16 protein-coding genes and 1 pseudogene are annotated in these 18,200 nt (G+C 60.2%); 8 read left to right on the top strand and 9 right to left on the bottom strand.

Going from position 1 to position 18,200, the window contains the following annotated elements; genetic code table 11:
- Positions 1-131: 131 nt before the first annotated feature.
- The 3 genes from E3O18_RS05145 (at position 132) to E3O18_RS05135 (ending at position 1,685) form a co-directional block, all read left to right on the top strand.
- Positions 132-449 carry a hypothetical protein gene (locus tag E3O18_RS05145; RefSeq protein ID WP_134417664.1) on the top strand — a complete coding sequence of 106 codons (318 nt, stop codon included), beginning with the start codon at positions 132-134 and terminating at the stop codon, positions 447-449.
- A 48-nt stretch (positions 450-497) separates the two neighbouring features.
- Positions 498-1,064 carry a GNAT family N-acetyltransferase gene (locus tag E3O18_RS05140; protein ID WP_134417663.1) on the top strand — a complete coding sequence of 189 codons (567 nt, stop codon included), beginning with the start codon at positions 498-500 and terminating at the stop codon, positions 1,062-1,064.
- A 132-nt stretch (positions 1,065-1,196) separates the two neighbouring features.
- Positions 1,197-1,685, top strand: coding sequence for a GNAT family N-acetyltransferase (locus tag E3O18_RS05135; RefSeq protein WP_134417662.1), 489 nt, complete (start codon positions 1,197-1,199; stop codon positions 1,683-1,685).
- Positions 1,686-1,787: 102 nt separating this feature from the next.
- Here E3O18_RS05135 and E3O18_RS05130 read toward each other — a convergent pair whose 3' ends face one another.
- The 6 genes from E3O18_RS05130 to E3O18_RS05105 all read right to left on the bottom strand — a co-directional run bounded on the left by E3O18_RS05130 (position 1,788) and on the right by E3O18_RS05105 (position 6,141).
- Positions 1,788-2,207 carry a YkvA family protein gene (locus E3O18_RS05130; RefSeq protein ID WP_134417660.1) on the bottom strand — a complete coding sequence of 140 codons (420 nt, stop codon included), beginning with the start codon at positions 2,205-2,207 and terminating at the stop codon, positions 1,788-1,790.
- Between the two features lie 485 nt (positions 2,208-2,692).
- Complete coding sequence (locus tag E3O18_RS05125) at positions 2,693-3,016, bottom strand: hypothetical protein (protein ID WP_134417659.1); 324 nt, start codon at positions 3,014-3,016, stop codon at positions 2,693-2,695.
- A 356-nt stretch (positions 3,017-3,372) separates the two neighbouring features.
- Complete coding sequence (locus E3O18_RS05120) at positions 3,373-3,750, bottom strand: hypothetical protein (protein WP_134417658.1); 378 nt, start codon at positions 3,748-3,750, stop codon at positions 3,373-3,375.
- Complete coding sequence (locus E3O18_RS05115) at positions 3,734-4,285, bottom strand: HAD domain-containing protein (protein ID WP_134417657.1); 552 nt, start codon at positions 4,283-4,285, stop codon at positions 3,734-3,736. Before E3O18_RS05115 ends, E3O18_RS05120 begins: the two co-directional genes overlap by 17 nt.
- A gap of 366 nt (positions 4,286-4,651) precedes the next feature.
- The gene (locus E3O18_RS05110) at positions 4,652-5,443 is read right to left on the bottom strand and encodes a metallophosphoesterase (protein WP_166784880.1); all 792 of its coding nucleotides are present in this window, start codon (positions 5,441-5,443) and stop codon (positions 4,652-4,654) included.
- Entirely contained in the window at positions 5,440-6,141 is a 702-nt protein-coding gene (locus E3O18_RS05105) for a hypothetical protein (protein ID WP_134417655.1), read from the bottom strand. Before E3O18_RS05105 ends, E3O18_RS05110 begins: the two co-directional genes overlap by 4 nt.
- Positions 6,142-6,266: 125 nt before the next feature.
- Between E3O18_RS05105 and E3O18_RS05100 the strand changes: the two genes are divergently transcribed.
- The 3 genes from E3O18_RS05100 (at position 6,267) to E3O18_RS05090 (ending at position 12,535) form a co-directional block, all read left to right on the top strand.
- On the top strand, positions 6,267-6,857 hold the full coding sequence (locus tag E3O18_RS05100) for a hypothetical protein (protein ID WP_134417653.1): 591 nt from the start codon (positions 6,267-6,269) through the stop codon (positions 6,855-6,857).
- A gap of 261 nt (positions 6,858-7,118) precedes the next feature.
- Complete coding sequence (locus E3O18_RS05095; protein ID WP_134417652.1) at positions 7,119-11,972, top strand: type ISP restriction/modification enzyme; 4,854 nt, start codon at positions 7,119-7,121, stop codon at positions 11,970-11,972.
- A gap of 77 nt (positions 11,973-12,049) precedes the next feature.
- Complete coding sequence (locus E3O18_RS05090; protein WP_134417651.1) at positions 12,050-12,535, top strand: hypothetical protein; 486 nt, start codon at positions 12,050-12,052, stop codon at positions 12,533-12,535.
- A gap of 301 nt (positions 12,536-12,836) precedes the next feature.
- On the opposite strand, the gene E3O18_RS05085 is transcribed toward E3O18_RS05090, so the two are convergent.
- Together E3O18_RS05085 and E3O18_RS05080 are read right to left on the bottom strand one after the other, a co-directional pair.
- A complete protein-coding gene (locus tag E3O18_RS05085; protein ID WP_166784879.1) occupies positions 12,837-13,184 on the bottom strand; it encodes a DUF4190 domain-containing protein in 348 nt (115 codons plus the stop codon).
- 176 nt (positions 13,185-13,360) lie between these two features.
- A complete protein-coding gene (locus E3O18_RS05080) occupies positions 13,361-13,753 on the bottom strand; it encodes a hypothetical protein (RefSeq protein WP_134417649.1) in 393 nt (130 codons plus the stop codon).
- A 710-nt stretch (positions 13,754-14,463) separates the two neighbouring features.
- Between E3O18_RS05080 and E3O18_RS05075 the strand changes: the two genes are divergently transcribed.
- Positions 14,464-15,036, top strand: a complete 573-nt coding sequence (locus E3O18_RS05075; protein WP_134417648.1) for a recombinase family protein — start codon at positions 14,464-14,466, stop codon at positions 15,034-15,036.
- 63 nt (positions 15,037-15,099) lie between these two features.
- On the opposite strand, the gene E3O18_RS05070 is transcribed toward E3O18_RS05075, so the two are convergent.
- Complete coding sequence (locus tag E3O18_RS05070) at positions 15,100-17,592, bottom strand: hypothetical protein (RefSeq protein ID WP_134417646.1); 2,493 nt, start codon at positions 17,590-17,592, stop codon at positions 15,100-15,102.
- A 60-nt stretch (positions 17,593-17,652) separates the two neighbouring features.
- On the opposite strand from E3O18_RS05070, the pseudogene E3O18_RS05065 reads away from it, so the two are divergent.
- Positions 17,653-18,065, top strand: a pseudogene (locus tag E3O18_RS05065) (recombinase family protein); the annotation flags it as partial.
- Between the last annotated feature and the right edge of the window lie 135 nt (positions 18,066-18,200).

The following is an 18,200-nucleotide window of genomic DNA, read 5'->3' as shown; positions in this document are numbered from 1 at the left end:
GCCACCATGAACAACCCCATCGAAGTCCTCGACGAGGCGGTGATACTCCCCGAACTCGCCGCCGCCTAAACTGGAACCACTGACCCGCACGGTGTCGAGAAACTCCACCACTCCGCGGGACGTGACCGTTCGTGGATTCCACACCGGGCGACTTCTCGGCCATTGTGACAAGCTGGCACGACCAACCGCACATGGCTTCCCACATCCGAAAGGTGAGAAACGCAGCTGATGTTTCGGAACGGCACCTGTTCTTGGTGCCGCTCGATGAAGTGTTGCCAGCGCGGTTCTTCACCGATGACTTCGAACCCCCTGTACGCCCGCCGCATGGGTTCGAAGAGGTGGACGCGTTATGGGTCTGGTCCAACTATTGGCATCGCTCCCTCGTGTTCCAGGATCAATCATGGCGCTGGCTCGAATTCCCCGGCACCCCGTCCAAGACTGCGCGATGAGGGTTCGGCCTCCGGGTAGGTCCGGAGCTGGAGTGGGAGGATCGAACGGTGCGACGTCTTTCCAGTCTCGAGGACCACTTCCGGATCACTGAGATCGAGCGAGCCTCCGGCGAGTTGTTCCGCAACATCAACATGCCGATAGTCGCCGATGATCAACCGATCAGCAGGCAGGATTTCCAGCGCTTCGTCACCGACCACGGAGCGTTTGTGTGGCTGGTCGACGGTGTGATCGTCGCCTACCTGCTACTCGAGCAGGTGGACGGCGCTGCCCACATCGAGCAGATCACGGTCCACCCGAAGCATGCGCGCCAGGGCATCGGAGCGCATCTGATTCTTGCGGCTGACTCTTGGGCTTGGGAACGTGGACTCCCCACTGTGACGCTGACCACGTTCCGAGACGTTCCGTGGAACGCGCCATACTACGAGCGCCTCGGCTTCCGTGCTTTCTTGCCACGTGTCTGGGGACCGGCGATGGGCGCTCGAATGGATACAGAAGCTGCGCGGGGGCTCGAAGCCTGGCCGCGCGTGGCGATGATTCGCCCCGTGGTCAAACTCAGCACAGCAGAAGCCGAGGTTCACGAAGAATCGCCGGCAAAGCGTTCGTCCATTGCCTAGGTAGAACCCGAGTGTTTGAGGCTGGACGTCACGCGCAATGACTGCAACACTCGAGACATGTTCCTTCGATAAGCGCGCAAATCCATGTCGACAAATCGACCTAGCCACTTGTCTGAATTGAGGAACACTGTCATGACCTTGCATATCCGCGATGCTTCAACTGAGGACATCGATTTTCTCGCTGCGATGCTGTTAGAAGCAGTTAACTGGCGCCAGGACCGGCAGACTGCGACTCTGCAATCGATCATGAATACCCCCGACCTGTGGCACTACCTCTCCGATTGGAAACGGAGCTCAGACTTCGGTTTCCTTGCACACGAGGCGGACGAGCCGGTCGGTGCCGCGTGGGCGAGGTTTATGACCTCCGAAGATCCCGGATATGGATTCGTTGACCAGGACATCCCCGAGCTGGGCATGGGCGTAGTGAGCACTCATCGGGGCCAGGGCGTGGGCCGCGTTCTTCTTGAGCGGACCATACGTGCCTCAGCGGATCGTGGCCTCCGGGGACTGAGTTTGAGTGTCGAGGATGAAAACGAGCGGGCCCGCGCTCTGTATGTGAGCAACGGATTCGTGGTCGCGGGACGGGCCGGCAATTCGGACACGATGGTCTTAAGGTTTTGACCCGCTGAAGGTTGGTCAACAGGAGCAGTCGTCGTGTTCGACGGCTGCTCGCCGGAGAGGGCTGACCAGAACGAGCCCGACCGGGCGGTGTTCCACCTGAAGTCAGGACGAGGGCAACCCGGCCAGACGCAGAACAGCAGCCAGACCAGCCGGGGTCCCCGGCCAGTGCTTCGTGATGGAATCGCTGCACGCGCGCCTGGTCGCGAATCGAAGAGCGATCGCTACGACCAACGCGTCGTCGGCATATCCCAACACCGGGATGAAATCCGGGATGAGGTCGATAGGCGAGATCAGATACACCAACAGCACGCCCAACCAGATCCGGACCCCGACCGGCACGGACCTGTCTGAAGCGAGACGCTTCAGCAGGCGCACGACGTCCGGGGCGAGACGAAGAAGATCCAACAGCGACGCACGACCCGAGTGTTTGCGTTGCTCGAACCACAGCACAAGGACAAGCACCAGCCAGAACAGGACCAGCCCGACGACGACGCCTACAACAACCTGCCACCACTCCGACACGACTACGAATCCTCAGGGACTGCGCCGGCGTTCGGATTGGTGGAAATCCTCATGACACTATTCTCCCAGAGGATGACCGCAACAGCTGGAGGTGGGTCCCGGTTAGGTTACCCGCGACACCCCGCTTCGCCCGAAGTGGGTCCGGCTTAGATTGCCCTGGTGGGTTCGACTTGGGTTGACATAGCCAGCATCAATTCGTCAGGATTCGCGGCGCTCAATTCGAATAACTTCTCCGACACGCCATTCGTCAACACCACCAACCCCGCCATGGGTGGTCCAAATCAGCGGTTGGCCTACCTTGCACAAGAGGCTCCTCAGTGCGCTTGGCCCGATCTGTGGCAGTCCATGCCTTGAGCGGGTGAGGGGTGTCCACTCACCGTGGATCATGCATCTCTCCGGTGTCAGAACGATCGTTGCGATGTCACCCATTGACGTGGTCACACGCCAAGTACCGAACTGGCCTGGGCCAACGATCTCGTCGACAGTCATTTGGTGTGCTCCCCGGCTTGGCGGTCACACGGACGGGTTTCGTTCATTGAAAACTCCTTGCGGTCAGACACCGAGTCGTTGTTCTCGTCGGAACCGTAGATGAGCCGGTCTAGGTGAAGTCTGACCATGAACTCGCTATGGTGCCCTACCGTGCACGAAAGAATGTTCAGTAGCTGAAGCGGTGTGTCTTCACTGCGGAGCCTGACCTGTTCGTCGATTAGTTTCGCAGGGATCTGGGTGAGTGCCCCAGAGCCGAAGTCGATCGTGTGCTGGGTGCAGGATGCGGACGTGTCTACGAAGCTATCGGTGGCGGTGTCCATGAGCGTGAGTGACTCTTTTTTGCTCCATGCCACCGCTGTTCGCTGTGTGCATCGAGGTCCTCCAGCCAGGTCACATCCCCACGCTTGGCGGTGGAAGTCAAACGTCTGAGCGCGAGGCCCGCGTCGCTTGGATGCTAAGCAATACGTTCACTATTTCTGCAACCGAGTCCTGGCGGTGAAGCCACTTCGGGTCTGGCGTATTGATTGCGTCGAGAATTCGGAAGATTTCCTGAGCGAGGTCCAGCGCAGCGTCGCGGTCGTCAGTCTCCATAGCTAGGCTCCCTCCGGAGTTTCTTTCATCGATGGTTCTGGTCGCGATCGCTGTTCCCGAAGCGCGCTGAGCTCCAGCCCAGCTACTACGGCGGCTGGGATGTATCGCCTGAGATCTTTTGGATGCGTTGAATTGTGGAGGTGAGGTTAAAGCGGAAGTCGATTAGATAGTCGCCTGGCATTGTCCAATAGCCTCTTTCGCCCACCCGGCACGTGAAGATTTCTTTCAGCCGTCGTGGGCCGTCGTTGATATTTGCCGGTGCGTTGGCGCCGGGAACACGTGTGACGGTTCCGCGGTCTAGGTCGAATATGTGGCTGCTGTCCCTCGTGTAAACGCGCCACAGGCCCTCTTCTGTCCCAGTCAGCTCAAGCTTTTCAGGGACTTCAGTATCCTTCGCCTGTTCGTTCATCACCTCTCTGTCGGCATCTTCCGAAGAAGGGACACTGTCAGTTTGTCTTGGCATCGTCAGGCAGTCCTTCCAGCCATTCACTCATCTGCTCAACGTGTTCGGGTGTCAGACCGGCTATGGGGCTGGTGGGGATCAGGAGTGACGGTGTCCCTGTTGTCTTTGTCAGGATCTTTTGACCGTGCAAGGACACTTCCTGGTCGTCTATCCAGATGAAGGGAGTTGGTGAGGCTGCTTGGTCTTTGATTAGGCCTCGGCCTTTCCACCAGCCCGAGGCTTCGATGACCGGGCTGAATGGCGGGTCGTAGGGGAGCACTCGGCCGCCCGCCAGGCCTTGGAGTGTCGGCACCAGATGTGACAGCACGAAGTTGTTTTCGTTCCAGGTGGTCAGCCAGACCAGCTCAACATCAAATTTGGTGCGGAGGACATCTAAGGCGAGGATCAGGTCTGGTGCCCAGTGGATGGTGAAGTCGTCGGTGTACCCCCCGGGGTGATGGATCGTCATGGAGGTACTTGTCGCCTCTCCCCAGATGAACTTCGCGTTGCGTGCGTTGAGTACGCCGTCAACGTCTAGATACAGCCGGGCACGCATCAATGCTTCTCCGCTTCAGTCTGGAGGGCCGGAGTTTGATATTTCACGTAACGCTCGATGCGCAGGACTGTTGTCGTTGTGCGAACCGTGTCGATGACCCGGTCAGGGCTGAGCCTGACCCGGAACGTGGCGGGGCGCCCGACTGTGCACGAGAGAACAGCTTGAAGCACAACAGGAGTCCCGTCACAGCGGAGCCTGTTCGGTTCATCGCCGAGCTCTCCTGCTGTCCGGGTCAGCGTTCCGGAGTCGAAGTCGATCGTGTGTTGGGCGGAGGACGCGGATGTGACGACGTAGCAACCGGTGGCGGTGTCCATGAGGGTGAGCAAATCTCTCTGGTCGGTGCCACGGCTGTACGTTCCGTTGCCTTTAGGCACCGAGATCCTCCAGCCACTTCGTGCTCAGATCCCTAAGGTTGAGAACCATCACGTTGCCGACGGCCTGCTCGGCCGCGAGGGAGAAAATGCGTTGCCCGGTGGGCAAAGTCGTCGTGTCCCGAACATGGAAATGGCCGTGGACGAGCGTGTGCGGCTGAACGGCGTTCCAGGCGTCCGTGATCATTCGCGCGCTGCCGGCGGCGTAGGCCAAAGCCGCCTCACTCCACCCTTGGGGGTTACTCGAACGGATTTGCTCGACCATTGGCGTTCCCGGTATCGGGGAGTCATGAGTGATCATGATGTCGGCCCGCCCTCCGGCCTTGATGTGCTCGAGATCGGCGCCGGTGGGTAGTTCCTCAGGCCACCAGTTGCGTCGAGGAGTTCGATATTCGTAATCGATAGACGCGCTTCCGCCGAAGCTTACAAACGAGCGCCCGGCATGTGACCAGCGATGCGCGCGGGGAAGCACAGCGATGCGGGGGCGGACAAAAAAGGGTTCGGGATCCACGATCGTCAGGGCTGAATCCAGGTAGGCCCAGTCTTCGTGGTTGCCTGGCGTGACCGCGATGCCAAGCCCCAGGTCCTCTGCGTAGCCGTTGACGGTATTGAGGAACTTGGTGCCGCTCTTGTCCGGCCAAATCGCGAAGTCGCCGACGTGATAGACCCTGGTGATCCCTGCATCGGAGAGTCGTTTCAGGGCCTGAAATACGCCGTCTGACACGCCGTGCCAGTCGCCGGCGAATGCGACCGTCGTTGAGCCATCGCCTAGTTCCCAGGTGTTCACTGCTCGGCCGTCCACAGTTCGCGGGTCTTCTTGATGGTGATGTGCGCTGGCTCGCTGTCAACCCGATGTCGGCGCCAAATGAGGGAAACGTCCCGGCCCAACACTCGGGAGAAATACCGCCGCAGGATTTCGGCAGACCGGATCGACGCTGCATCCTTGGTTTCTAAGATGAACTCAACGGCTGCGGTGCTTGCGATGTCGGTTCGGTCAGCGACGGCTCCGGTCGCCCACAGTTTGTCTACGCCGCCCCATCGGCAGGCTTCACCGAGGACCTCCAGGTATTTGTCTATTAGGCAGCTGGCCTGGTTCCTCTGACCCGCCGCCGCCTCAAAGACGTTCTCGCTAGATTGCAGGGTCAGGTGGGCTTCGGCGATTTGGCAGTAGGACGTGACCAAGTTCATGTGGACTCGTCGGCACCAGGCGAGGAAGTGTTCGGGCACGGCTGGGTGAGCCTTCTGCCGGACCTGGGTGCTCGGCCCGTCCCAGAACGTCAACGCGCTGACCCCATCGAGGACCGCGTGCAGCTCGATGTACCCCCACTGATCGCAAGAGCACCAGAGGTTCGCGCGATCAGCCTCGACCGGACGGGGCAGCGTGTCTTGGCGTACATCCACGTGGAAGCCACGGCTACCACGTCCATTCGCTTCGATGCGAACCCGCGGGTCGGGGTGCTCTGTCGGGGCCAACACGTTGCTCATGCAGGGACGCTACAGCTTTCAGGTCCCTGAATTTTCCTCTTTGCGCGCGCCGGTAAATTCTTCTCACCCTCCGCGCATGACTCCTCCGACGGCACACACCGTGTGCCACGGAGGAGTTGTAACAGGTGGATATCAACGCGTATCAGACGCTGCTCGACCGCTGCGAAAGACTGGACCAGTCCCCGGACTCGGATCTCTCCGAGGACGATCGGCGCTCGCTCGACTTCTATCGGGCAGAGACTCAGTACACGGAGACCGGACACGTCGACGATGTGTCTGCACCCCTGAAGGTCCGCAAGTGGATCGTCAACGTCGCCAAGCTCGACGAATTCGATGTCCGATACAAGCGCGCGCCGCACAAACGGGCGTACCCGCCTCGAGACAAGGCCGCGCGGGAAGAAACCAGGCTGGCGGAGTGGGTTGACTACCACCGAGGCGCATGGGACACGCTATGCACTTACCAGCGAGAACGCCTGTTATGTATTCCCAGTTTCGAGTTGGACCCGCATGGAAACCAATGGGATGCCCAGATCGAGCGGTACAACGAAGTTGTCGAGCATGTCGGTCGCGCTCCGATCGTGACGAGCGACGAGGAGGAAGAGCGACTCGCCGCTGGGTGGGCTACTCGCGTGCGGAGCAGGATGCGGCATGGAACCCTCCCAAAACACCGAGCCGACGAGGCTGGCACCCTGAAGTACTGGTGGTGGGAGAAGTGAACAAGAGTGCAGTGCACATGGGAATGCACAGGTGACTTGCTGAAGAAGTAGCGAATCTGCGCCACATGAGTCTTAGTTCGTCCTTCGTAACTATTCGGGGCCACGACGAGAATTGGTCGGGTTTCGCCTGCGCCCATAGGGCCAGGTCTGCACCTCGACGTCCTGGAGAGGCGGCGAGCTCCATGACACCGCAGCGGGTGGGTGGGCTCCCTCCATCAGAGAGATAGATTTGGGCGGTACGCACCAAACTGGGGAGACTGCATGACCGCGCTGAGTTTTGATGACCTGCTCACGTCCTATCGAACCCTCTCGGACTCGGAAAGGGTGAAGGGCAGCTACTTCGAGCAGATGACGCGGCAGTATCTCGAGAACGACGGAGTGCAGGCGCCGCAGTACGACCAGGTCTGGCTGTGGAAGGACTGGCCGGACCGCAACGGCAAGCCGGACACTGGCATCGACCTTGTTGCGAATCGTGAAGACGGCGGTGTGACGGCTATTCAGTGCAAGTTCTATGACGAGTCGCACTCGATGCAGAAGAAGGACATCGACTCGTTCATGGCGGCGTCGGGTAAGTCCCCGTTCTCGCACCGCCTGATTGTGAGCACGACAGGCACCTGGTCGGCCAACGCCGAGGAGATGCTTGAGGGGCAACAGATTCCAGTGCAGCGTATTGGCCTGTCGGACTTCCGTTACTCCAATATCGACTGGGCCAGCTACGAGATCACCGACCCCACCACAGCGCCAAAACTGGCCGAACAGAAGCAGTTGCGGGAGCACCAGCACGAAGCACTCAAGCGCACCATGGCAGGCTTCGCCTCGTCCGATCGCGGCAAGCTGATCATGGCCTGCGGCACCGGAAAAACGTTCACGGCGCTGAAGATTGCCGAGCAGTTCGCCCAGAATGAGGGCCACGCCCGAATCCTCTTCATGGTGCCCTCGTTGGCCCTCATGTCGCAGAGCCTCAAGGAATGGTCCGACGAGACCAGCCTGCCCATGCACGCCTATGCGGTCTGCTCAGACAACAAGGTGGGACGGCAGAAGAATGCCGATCTCACCGATGTGTCGATCCATGACCTCCAGATTCCGGCAACGACCAACGGCCAAGCCCTGGTTGCAGCCATGGGCAAGAAGGTGCTCGAAGAAGGCATGACGGTGGTCTTCTCCACCTACCAATCAATCGAGGCCGTCTCGGCGGCACAAAAGGCCGGCCTGCAGGACTTCGATCTCATCATCTGCGACGAGGCACACCGCACCACGGGTGCGACGCTCAACAACACAGACGAGTCCAACTTCGTTAAAGTGCACAGCAACAGCGTAATTGCGGCCAGTAAGCGCCTTTACATGACGGCAACGCCGCGCATCTTCAACGATGCGATCAAGGATGCCGCTAAAGAGAAAGACGCCGTGCTCTGCTCGATGGACAACGTCGAGCTCTACGGCCCCGTGTTCTACCGCATCGGCTTCGGTGAGGCGGTCACGAGGAAGCTGCTCACCGACTACAAGGTGCTCGTGCTCGGTGTTGACGAGGCACAAGCAACGAGTGCGTTCCAGTCGCAGCTTGCTGATTCAAGCAACGAGTTGCTCATCGAAGACGTCGCCAAACTAATCGGATGCTGGAATGGCCTGGCCAAACGCAAGGCCGGCGCACTCGAGGCAGGCTTCGGCGACGACCCGGCGCCCATGCGCCGCGCGGTGGCCTTCAACGGCAGCATCAAACAGTCACAGACCATCGCGGGCGAGTTCGAAGATCTCGTGCGCATTCACCTGGCGAACCTCGACAACGACGACCCCACCGACGATCTAACGGTGCAGGTCAAGCACATCGATGGCGGCTTCAACGCCGTCCGGCGCGCTGAAAGGCTCGACTGGTTGAAGGCCGAGACGGATACGACCAACCCGGTGTGCCGCATCCTCACCAACGCGCGCTGCCTCACGGAGGGAGTCGACGTACCGAGCCTCGACGCCGTGCTGTTCCTGAACCCACGCAACTCTATGGTCGACGTGATCCAGGCCGTCGGCCGAGTCATGCGCCGCTACACCGACCCCGCGACGGGCATCGAAAAAAAGTTCGGATACATCGTGCTGCCGATCGCCATTCCCAGTGGCATGTCCACCTCGGAAGCCCTCAAAGACAATCAGCGCTACCGGGTGGTGTGGCAGGTCTTGCAAGCGCTTCGGGCGCACGACGAGCGCATGGATGCCACGATCAACCAGATCGAGCTCAACCACAACGCACCCGAGTCGATCATCATCGACACCATTGACCTGACCGGTGCGAAGAAGAACGCCGACCAAATCGGCAAGAAGACCAACGACGACGACGACCCCGGCGAAAACGAATCGAGCGTGCAGGGGCAGTTCGTGTTCCCGGTTGACGACTGGAAAGACTCCGTCTACGCCAAGATCGTCGACAAGTGCGGGACCCGCATGTACTGGGGCGATTGGGCCAAAGACATCGCCGACATCGCGGGCAAGCACATCACACTCATCCGCACCCTTCTCGCCGATGCAGGCGAGCACCGGGAGGCGTTTGACGATTTCGTAACGGGGCTGCAGGAGAACCTTAACCCCGAAATTGACGACGAGCAGGCCATCGAAATGCTCGCCCAGCACCTCGTGACCAAGCCGGTATTCGACGCTATGTTCGTTGACGCCAAGTTCACCGAACGCAACCCAGTGAGCGTGGCCATGCAAGGCATTCTGGCCAAGCTCGATACCAACGCCGCATTCGAGCGCGAGCGGCAGGGGCTGGAAAAGTTCTACGAGTCGGTGCGCAACAGGGTTGCCGCCATCGACAACGCGGAGGCAAAACAGAAGATCATTCTCGAGCTCTACGACAAGTTTTTCCGCGCGGCGTTTCCCCGCGTGGCCGACCGCCTCGGCATCGTGTTCACCCCAGTGCCGGTGGTTGACTATATTCTCCGCTCCGCGGATGCCGCGCTGCGCCTGGAGTTCGGCAAAACGCTCAGCGATGAAGGCGTCTCCATTCTGGAACCATTCGTCGGTACCGGCACCTTCCTGACCCGCCTGCTGCAATCGGGGCTCATCAAGGCAGAGGACCTGCACCGCAAGTACACGAGTGAACTCTTCGCTAACGAGATCGTGCTGCTGAGCTATTACATCGCCGCAATCAACATCGAAACGGTCTACGCCGAAGTAGCCGCCTCAGCGGGCGTCGCAACGCCCGGCACTTACAGCCCGTTCGACGGCCTCACCCTCACCGACACCTTCCAGCTCAACGAGGGCGACAACAGGTACGACTCGCAGTTCTTCCCCGAGAACACGGAGCGGGTCAAACGTCAGAAAGCGCAAGACATTCGCGTGATCGTGATGAATCCGCCTTACTCGGCTGGTCAGGCCAACGCCAACGAAAACAACCAGAACCAGAAATATCCGGCGCTGGATCTCTCGATCGAGAACACCTACGCCAAGCTGTCGACCGGCACCAATAAGAACAGCCTCTACGATTCGTACATTCGGGGCATCCGCTGGGCCTCGAACCGCATCAAAGATGACGGCGTGATCGCGTTCGTCTCGAACGGCAGCTTCATCGACGGCAACACCGCCGACGGCATTCGCAAGACCTTCGCCAGCGAGTTCAGCCGCATCTTCGTGTATAACCTTCGCGGCAATCAACGCACCTCCGGCGAGGTCTCTCGCAAGGAGGGCGGCAAAGTCTTCGGAAGTGGTTCGCGCACTCAGGTAGCAATCTGTGTGCTCATCAAGAACTCGGCCCACACCGGTCCGGCCGAGATCGCATACCGCGACATCGGCGACTACCTCACCCGCGAACAGAAGCTCGACATCCTCGCGGTCGAGGGCTCACTTGAGGGGACGGACTGGGAGGCGATCACGCCCAATGAGCACGGTGATTGGGTCAATCACCGTGACGAGATCTATGACACGTACCAGCCAATTGGCGACAAGGCCAGCAAGGGTAAGCCCATGACCCCCGGAATCTTCGGGACCTACTCGCGTGGGCTCGCCACGAGCCGAGATGCCTGGTGCTACAACTTCAGCCGCTCTGCCGTGGAGACCAACATGCGGCGCATGATCGAGTTCTATAACGAGCAACTCCTTGCATCTGAACCGAGCAATGACCCCACTCAAATCGCGTGGGGTGGCGGCCTGAAGGACGATCTGAAGCGCAAAACGAATCATAGATTCCTGAACCAGGCAGTGCAGTCCGGCACATACCGGCCATTCTGTAAACAATCTGTCTATTTTTCGGGAACGATGAACGAGCGGCAGTATCAGCTGCCGAAACTGTTCCCAACGCCCGCGCATCCCAATATTGCGCTTTACATGAGCAGCCCAGGAGCTTCGAAGCAATTCAGCCCATTCATCACAGATAGTGTGCCGAATCTCCATCTGATCCATACAGGGAGTGCGTATAGCCTCTACACCTACGAGCCCCTCCCCGAGGGCACATTTCCGATGCTCAACGACGGAGATGAGATCGTCGATGGCTACATCCGACGCGAGAACGTCACCGACGCCACACTCGATGCTTATCGCACGCGCTTTCCCGAGGTATCTCTCAACAAGGAAGACATTTTCTATTACGTTTACGGCCTGCTGCACAGCCCCACGTATAGAGACGCATATAAGGCCGACCTCATGAAGATGCTGCCGCGCATTCCTAAAGTGGCCGATTTCTGGGGCTTCAGCCGCGCCGGCCGTGACCTGGCTGGACTGCACCTCGGCTACGAGGGTGTGGCCCCGCATACCCTCACCGAAACGAGCAAGGCCGCAGCTCCTACCGAGAGGGAGGAACAGTTCGATTACTACAGCGTGGGAAAGATGAGCTTCCTGGGCCGTAAGGACCGCTCGGGAATCATCTACAACTCTCAGATCATTATCACGGGCATACCCGAGGCCGCCTACGACTACCAGGTGAACGGCAAGTCGGCGATTGAGTGGATTCTGGACCGCTACCAGGTGACCACCCACAAAGAGTCGCAAATCATCAACGACCCCAACGACTACAGCCGCGAAGTCGACGATCCCCGCTACATCATCGACCTGCTCGCACGCATCGTCACCGTGAGCCTTGAGACGGTCGGCATCGTCGCAGCTCTACCGCCGATTGACGTCCTCGATGAGAATGCATGATGAATCAGCGATGCGGAAGCAGTTTTTGATTGAAACGAGGAGGCCGCCCCTGCTTATTCGGGGCGGTGGGGAGTCACATGATTAGCAGCACCATTTACGAAGCGCTCTGGCGTCAGGCTGACGATCTAGCCGACCGAATCGTGAGCAAAATCAGAGCCGAGAACCCGTTCCGCGATGGCGCAGGAATCGGTGTGCAAGGCGCGTTGATCTTCGATGACGAGGAGGAGAATACGCTCCGTGTGCAAATTGGGTGGAATCAATCCGACGCCGCCCTTCTTGCCGGTTCCGACGAGGACGAGGATGCAACGGGGGAGCGCTATTTCTTCGAGTGGAGCAACTACTCCGCAGAGTGGGCGAAAGTTGCGGAGCTCGTGAAGGACGTTCTCCAGGAACGCGTTAGGGAACTAGCCGGTGGCGAGTTAAGCGAGGGATCAAGCCTCAGTAAGACGGAAGCTGCGGGGTTGCTGTCCTATGCGCGCAGCGGAGACGAATTCATGGAATCCGTTGACGAAGACTCCTTTTATGTTGTTTTCAAGGGCGTGGCTAACCTCTTCCAATCTTGATGAAAAAACGGTAGCCGCGTCGCCAGCCTTCGGACTTGGCTGGCCGTTACTGGCGTTCGGGACTGCCCGAGCTTGGTCGGAGTTCCTGACCTTCGGATGAGCCCTAGCCGGCACGATGTCAAGTCGTTTCCCGTTGCGGAATAATATGTCGGTCTGGGTACACCCCAGCTGGACGTCAGGTCGGAGTGTCGAACAGTCGTCAGATAACGTCGTTTTTGTCATTCCTAGACACTTGCTGGTTTGGCTCTTGGAGTTGCCCTCACGCTAATAGCGGTCGACGACGGCGGGACAGGTCCGATGGCTATTGGCCTGAACTTGATGCTGCCGCAGCGGTGACTATCCACAGGAAAGTCGTGATCACGGAGATACCGAGGGTGACGTATCCCAGGATGAGTCCTGTGAGTGAGGCACCACGTCCGATGCCGCCGAGGCGGGTTGCGTTTCGCAATCCAACATGGCCGAAGATCACAGCGAGCACTGCGGGCAGGAAGGCCAAGAACATCATGACCAACCCGAGGATCGGGATGGGGATCCAGATCCCCGTCACGATGGCGACTATGCCGAGAATAAGTGAGGTGATGGCCATGCCGTTGGTGGGCGGCCTGATGACCTGCTGATAGATGATCTGCTGCTGCGGGTAGGGGGACATCTGCCGGTCACTCATTTCGTTTGTGGGGAAGTGCGCTCGGACGCGTCGGTCGTCGTTGGTAAGGACGGCCTCGTGTGATTGGCGCCTTCTGACCAGGCGTCGATGTGCACCGGGCTGGAGCTCGTCGCGGAGTTGAAGGGATGGCGCTTCCCGCGGTTGCTTTGTTCATCGTGGGGTCAGTTGTTGGTCACGAGACCTGTTGCGGAATCGAAGGTTACGCCGGCACCGGAGGAGTCGTCGGTGATCGTGAGGCGGTAGTTCTCACCACTAGTGCTCCGTGCATATCCGCCTGTTGTGCCCACCGGGATTTGAAAGAGCGCTTGGCCCTCTGGTGTCGAGACCATGTTGTCCGCGTTGATGAGGAGCTCAGTCGGCCATGGTTGCCCAGGGGTTCTTAGGTTCTTGAGTACAAACGAGATCGTGCCGGCTGCCATCTGCATGGCTGCACGAGTCTCTTCCGGAGAACGTGGCGCGGTGGCCAGCGGCGTCGTCGCGAGCGGGTCGGGAACTACTTGCGGTGCCGCTGCTTCCGGGATGGCCTGTGGGAGGACATCAGGCGCGCTGGCCATGGGCTGGGTCAGAGCGGTTAGCGAAGCCAGGCTCGGCATGGGGGGTACGGCGTTTGGTGCGTAGAAGAACGCCAGGCTCCAAATGGACAGCAGTGTCCCGGCGACACCGAGAGTGCCGCCGATTGCGGGCAGTAGCCGGCTCGTCGCTCGGCCTTCCCGTCGGAGCTGCGTTGCTCGAATCGCGAGCGAGATCGCTGTGATGCCGGCAGTGGTGAATGCGAATCCACGAAACCCCGTGCTGACGTCCGGATGCGCGAGAGGCAAGAGAGTAGCGAAGAGGCCGAAGGCGACCGCCAGTAAGCCAGTCAAATTGCTCGACCGGGCGCGCGGCGGGGTCGCAACGTACCTACTGCGGGGGCGTGTGATTGTGTTGGCCGCCGGTGCGTCCCAATATCCCGGCGGGTTCCAGTCTCTAGGACCATGCCCCATGTCGCCCCACGTCAATTCCCCCAAGCGCCCATCCATACAGGCGCCCCTCTGTTTAGCAGCCGGGAGAGCAGTCCGACAGACCCCCGAACAAGTGTGACCAACGGGGGTGGCGATGGGATTCGTCGATATCTGACGCCAAGGAGTGCGGCGTACGGTAACGATCGTTTGCATGACACTCAAGGACATGCTCTGCAGGTCGCCGAAACATGGGGCGGTATCAGTAATGCTTGTCGTGTACGCGTCTATGTAACGCGCTACCGGGTTAGTGATACGTTGCTGGCATGCGAATTGGATATGGTCGGGTCTCTACCAGGGATCAGCACCCTGAGGCCCAGCACGATGCGCTGGCCGCGGCCAGCTGCGATCAGATATTCCTCGACACGGCTTCGGGAACACTCGCCCGCCGGCCCGAACTCGACAAGGCTCTACTCTCTGCGAACCGGCCTGGTGACCAGCTCGTCGTGACCAAACTCGACAGGCTCAGCCGGTCGCTGGAGAACCTCATCGATTTATCGAACAGTCTCCAGGAGCGCGGTGTTGACTTGGTGGTCTTGGATCAGGGCATCGACACATCCAGCATCACCGGGCGAATGTTCTTCCAGATCCTTGGCTCAATCGCCGAGTTTGAACATGCGCTGATGTCGGAACGCACCCGCGATGGGCTGGCCGCGGCCCGCGCCCGGGGACGGACAGGCGGGCAAAAACCCAAGCTCGGGCCTCGCCAGATCAGGCTGGCCCGCGAAATGTATGAGGAGACGGACGCCGACGGCAAGCGGGCTCACACCGTCCAGCACATCGCCGAGGAGTTCGGAGTCACTCGCCCCACGATCTACCGGCACTTGGCCAAACCATGAGCCTCGGGCGTCCGCTCGAGAATGCAGTTGCGAAAACTGACTGTACTTCGCCTGCCGGGAGGGTCAGTGGTGCCTTTCAGTAGAGTCGGGTGCAAATAGCGCAGGGTCGGCCGCGAGTATCGTCAAGGTCCGTTGACGCGCGCTTCGGTTACCGGTGACGGCGCGACGCACGCCTGTGAACTCGTCCTGCGCGAGCGCATCGAGTGTGTCGGGAGGCGTATTGGGATTCGCCGCAGTGGCCCACCGCACCTCGGGTTCCGGGTCGAGTGCCAGTGCCAGGAGCCTGACTGCAGCCGTCTGTACGTGCATTGCAGTTGCAAGCCGTCCGCGCAGGAGCGCGCCTGAAGGAGTTTTCGCATTCTCCTCCGCTGCAATACGCACTCGAAGGACCGTGTCGGATGCGAGGCGGGTCAGCGACTCGGCCGGCGTCCTGGGGCATTCGGCGACAGCTTCGCGCACGCCGAAGTCCTCATCGGAGGCCAGGCGATGCAGGACTGCGGTTGGCAGGTTCGGATTCCGAGCGGCGGACTTCCGCACGGGTGGGGCGGGGTCCTCGGAGAGAAGCAGAAGCACTGACAGCGGTGTGGCGGAATTGCCGGCCACGCCTTCGCGTACGCTTGGGTCGCTGCGCTCTGCAAGGAGGCGGAGACCATCGCTGGGGGTTCTCGGATTTCGAGCCAGGGGCGCCGCAAGGTGCGAGTTTCCTGGCCGCCCGAACCGCATGGGGTCGTGAATTGCGTTCACCATGGCGCTAAAGAAGGTCGCCGGCGCGACGAAGTCTTCTAGCTCAACCGTCCCTAGTTTTGCCACATCTAAGTCAGTGAGCTTTTGGGCCACCTCTCCTACCGTTTCAGTGGGCGATGACGGATTGGAGGCGATCCCCGCAAGCAAAGTTAACAGGCTCTGTGCCTCGTAATAGTTTGATGAAAGGGTCTCGGCGAGGGCCCAGTTCGTCAGTATTCGCAGGGTGTCAACCGGAGTTCGGGGGTTCTTAGCGAGGTCTTCGCGTGACCTCCCTTTCAAGCCGAGAGCGGCGAGTGTGTCGGGGGAAGTATTCGGGTTGCTCGCTAGGCCTCCGATGACCGTGCGTGCGAGTTCGTCGAGGATATCCTCGGGCATCGCTGTGTTGTATGCAGCGTTTCCCAGGATCGAAAGGATCAAACGCTCGCGATCCGTCGGCCCGAAGCTCCCCGGTGGACGCTGAGATCTGGCCCTTTCTAGCATGGCCGTATGCAAGTGAACTACATCGCGAAGTGTGTCGACAGGGGTGCTCGGGTTCCCTACGACCCGCGCTCTAACTTCGAGGGACTCGTCTGAAGCGAGGCGAGTGAGATTGTCGGGAGAGAGCTCTGGGTTCATGGCGGCGCTCATTCGCACATGCTCCTCAAAGTCGTGGGCCAAATGTCCAACGGCGGGCTCTCGCGCACGTTTTGCTATGTGGAGGCGAACCATTAAGTTGTTGTGTCGTGCAAGGATCCGCAGGCTCTGGGGGAGGGTGCTGGGGTTAGCAGCCAATGAACACGCGAGCTCTTTGACAGTCCAATCGGAGTAGAGCGCGTGATTGGGGTGGTTCCCGTCCGTAGACGCGAGGGCCTGCGGCTGAATCCACTCACGGAGGATTGAATCGAGGAGGACCCCGGAAGTGGTTGGATTTTCCGCTAGACACTGCACGACACCGAGCATGGTCCCGTGCGTCGCGGCCCTGAGAATTCCGGCGGCGGCGCTGGGGTCGTAATCGAGTTGACTAGCGCGACGTCGGAGTTCCTTTTCGACCGCAACGTCTGCGTAGTTGCGGGCACCTTGAGCCTGCAGGTCGCCATTAGGTCTGCTGTTCCGCGCGGACGCGATGAATCGTTCAAAATCCATATCGTCTGAACCCCTGGTCGCCAGCTTCGCAAGTGAGTCGATGTGAATCGAACCCAAGTAGCTGTCGACGGCGCTTTGCCGAACCTCGGGGTCTTCGTCACCGGTGAGCGCTAGGAGGACCTCACAGAATTCACTGCCAACCAGCCGAGTCGCACCAAGTCGCTCGTACTGGTTGGGGCGGAATGCCGCTCGAAACGCGTCAGCGATTCGCTGGGTATCGTTCGTAATCTGCCACCGCTGGAAGACGGCATCGCGGACGTCCTCTTCGGTGTCGGAGGCCAATAGCACAAGCGTTTGGCGAGGCGTATTCCGGTTCCATGCGACGCCGATCTGGGTGAACTTGTCCCCGTTGAGAGCGAGCGGCAAAAGGTCGCTGGCGCGCAGATTCTCATTGCTGGCCGCCCACACCCGGACACATCGGTCCATGTCACTTACGAGTTGCAGCAAGACCTCGCGCGGAGCACTCGGATTGATGGCAACATGCCACCGCACCACGACGTCGCGGGTTCTGGCGAGCCGACGCAGAACTCCGCTCGCAGTTTGTGGATGAGCAGCGATGCTGGACCGCACCTCTACGTCCCGGTCGCGGGCCAGAGCTCGCAACGTCTCGGGGTCACAATCCGCGTTTCGCGCGCGCGCGCGCCGCTCGTAGAGAGTGAGCTGTCGTCGTCCGAACTTCATGTCGTCCATCCTGCCGACTCAGCAGATACCATACGTTGGCCTCTGTAGCCGTGCGGCAGGCCTCTGGAGGAGAAAGCGGGCTGCGACTTGCGTCACTTGGTCACGCGGTGCACGCCCTCACTGACCGTGGCGCCGGCCTCAACGTTCTCACCGGAGAGAGCGCAGCGATCGACACCCCGACCGCACCTGGGAAGCTCGTCTTCGGAATCTTTGCTGCTTTCTCCGAGTTCGAGCGGGCGCTCATCTCTGCGCGCACTGTCGCAGGGCTCGCCGCAGCTCGAGCACGGGCGAGGACGGGCGGGCAGCCTTTCAAAATGACGCCGACCAAGGTCCGCCTGGCCATGGCCGCGATGGGTCAGAAAGAAACGAAGGTTGGCGACCTCTGCAAGGAGCTCGGGATCACACGGCAGGCGTTGTGCCGCCCTGTCCCACCGGCGGGGGAGCTGCGGTCGGACGGTGCGAAACTCCTCTCGAAGAATTAGATCGCCGGAGTAATGCCTGGATACGAGATGGCAGCCTCTTCTCGGGGCCTCTTTGCCCCTCACGCAGCCGGTTAGGACCCAAAAGGAACGCGTTCACGCATCAAGAGGAATATCGTGTTTCGAACACGTCGGCAC

The sequence above is a fragment of the Cryobacterium sp. TMT2-42-4 genome, assembly GCF_004402645.1.
Taxonomy (GTDB): Bacteria; Actinomycetota; Actinomycetes; order Actinomycetales; family Microbacteriaceae; genus Cryobacterium; species Cryobacterium sandaracinum.
Note: the sequence above shows the minus strand (reverse complement) of the source record. Positions and strands in the feature narration are given on the sequence as shown.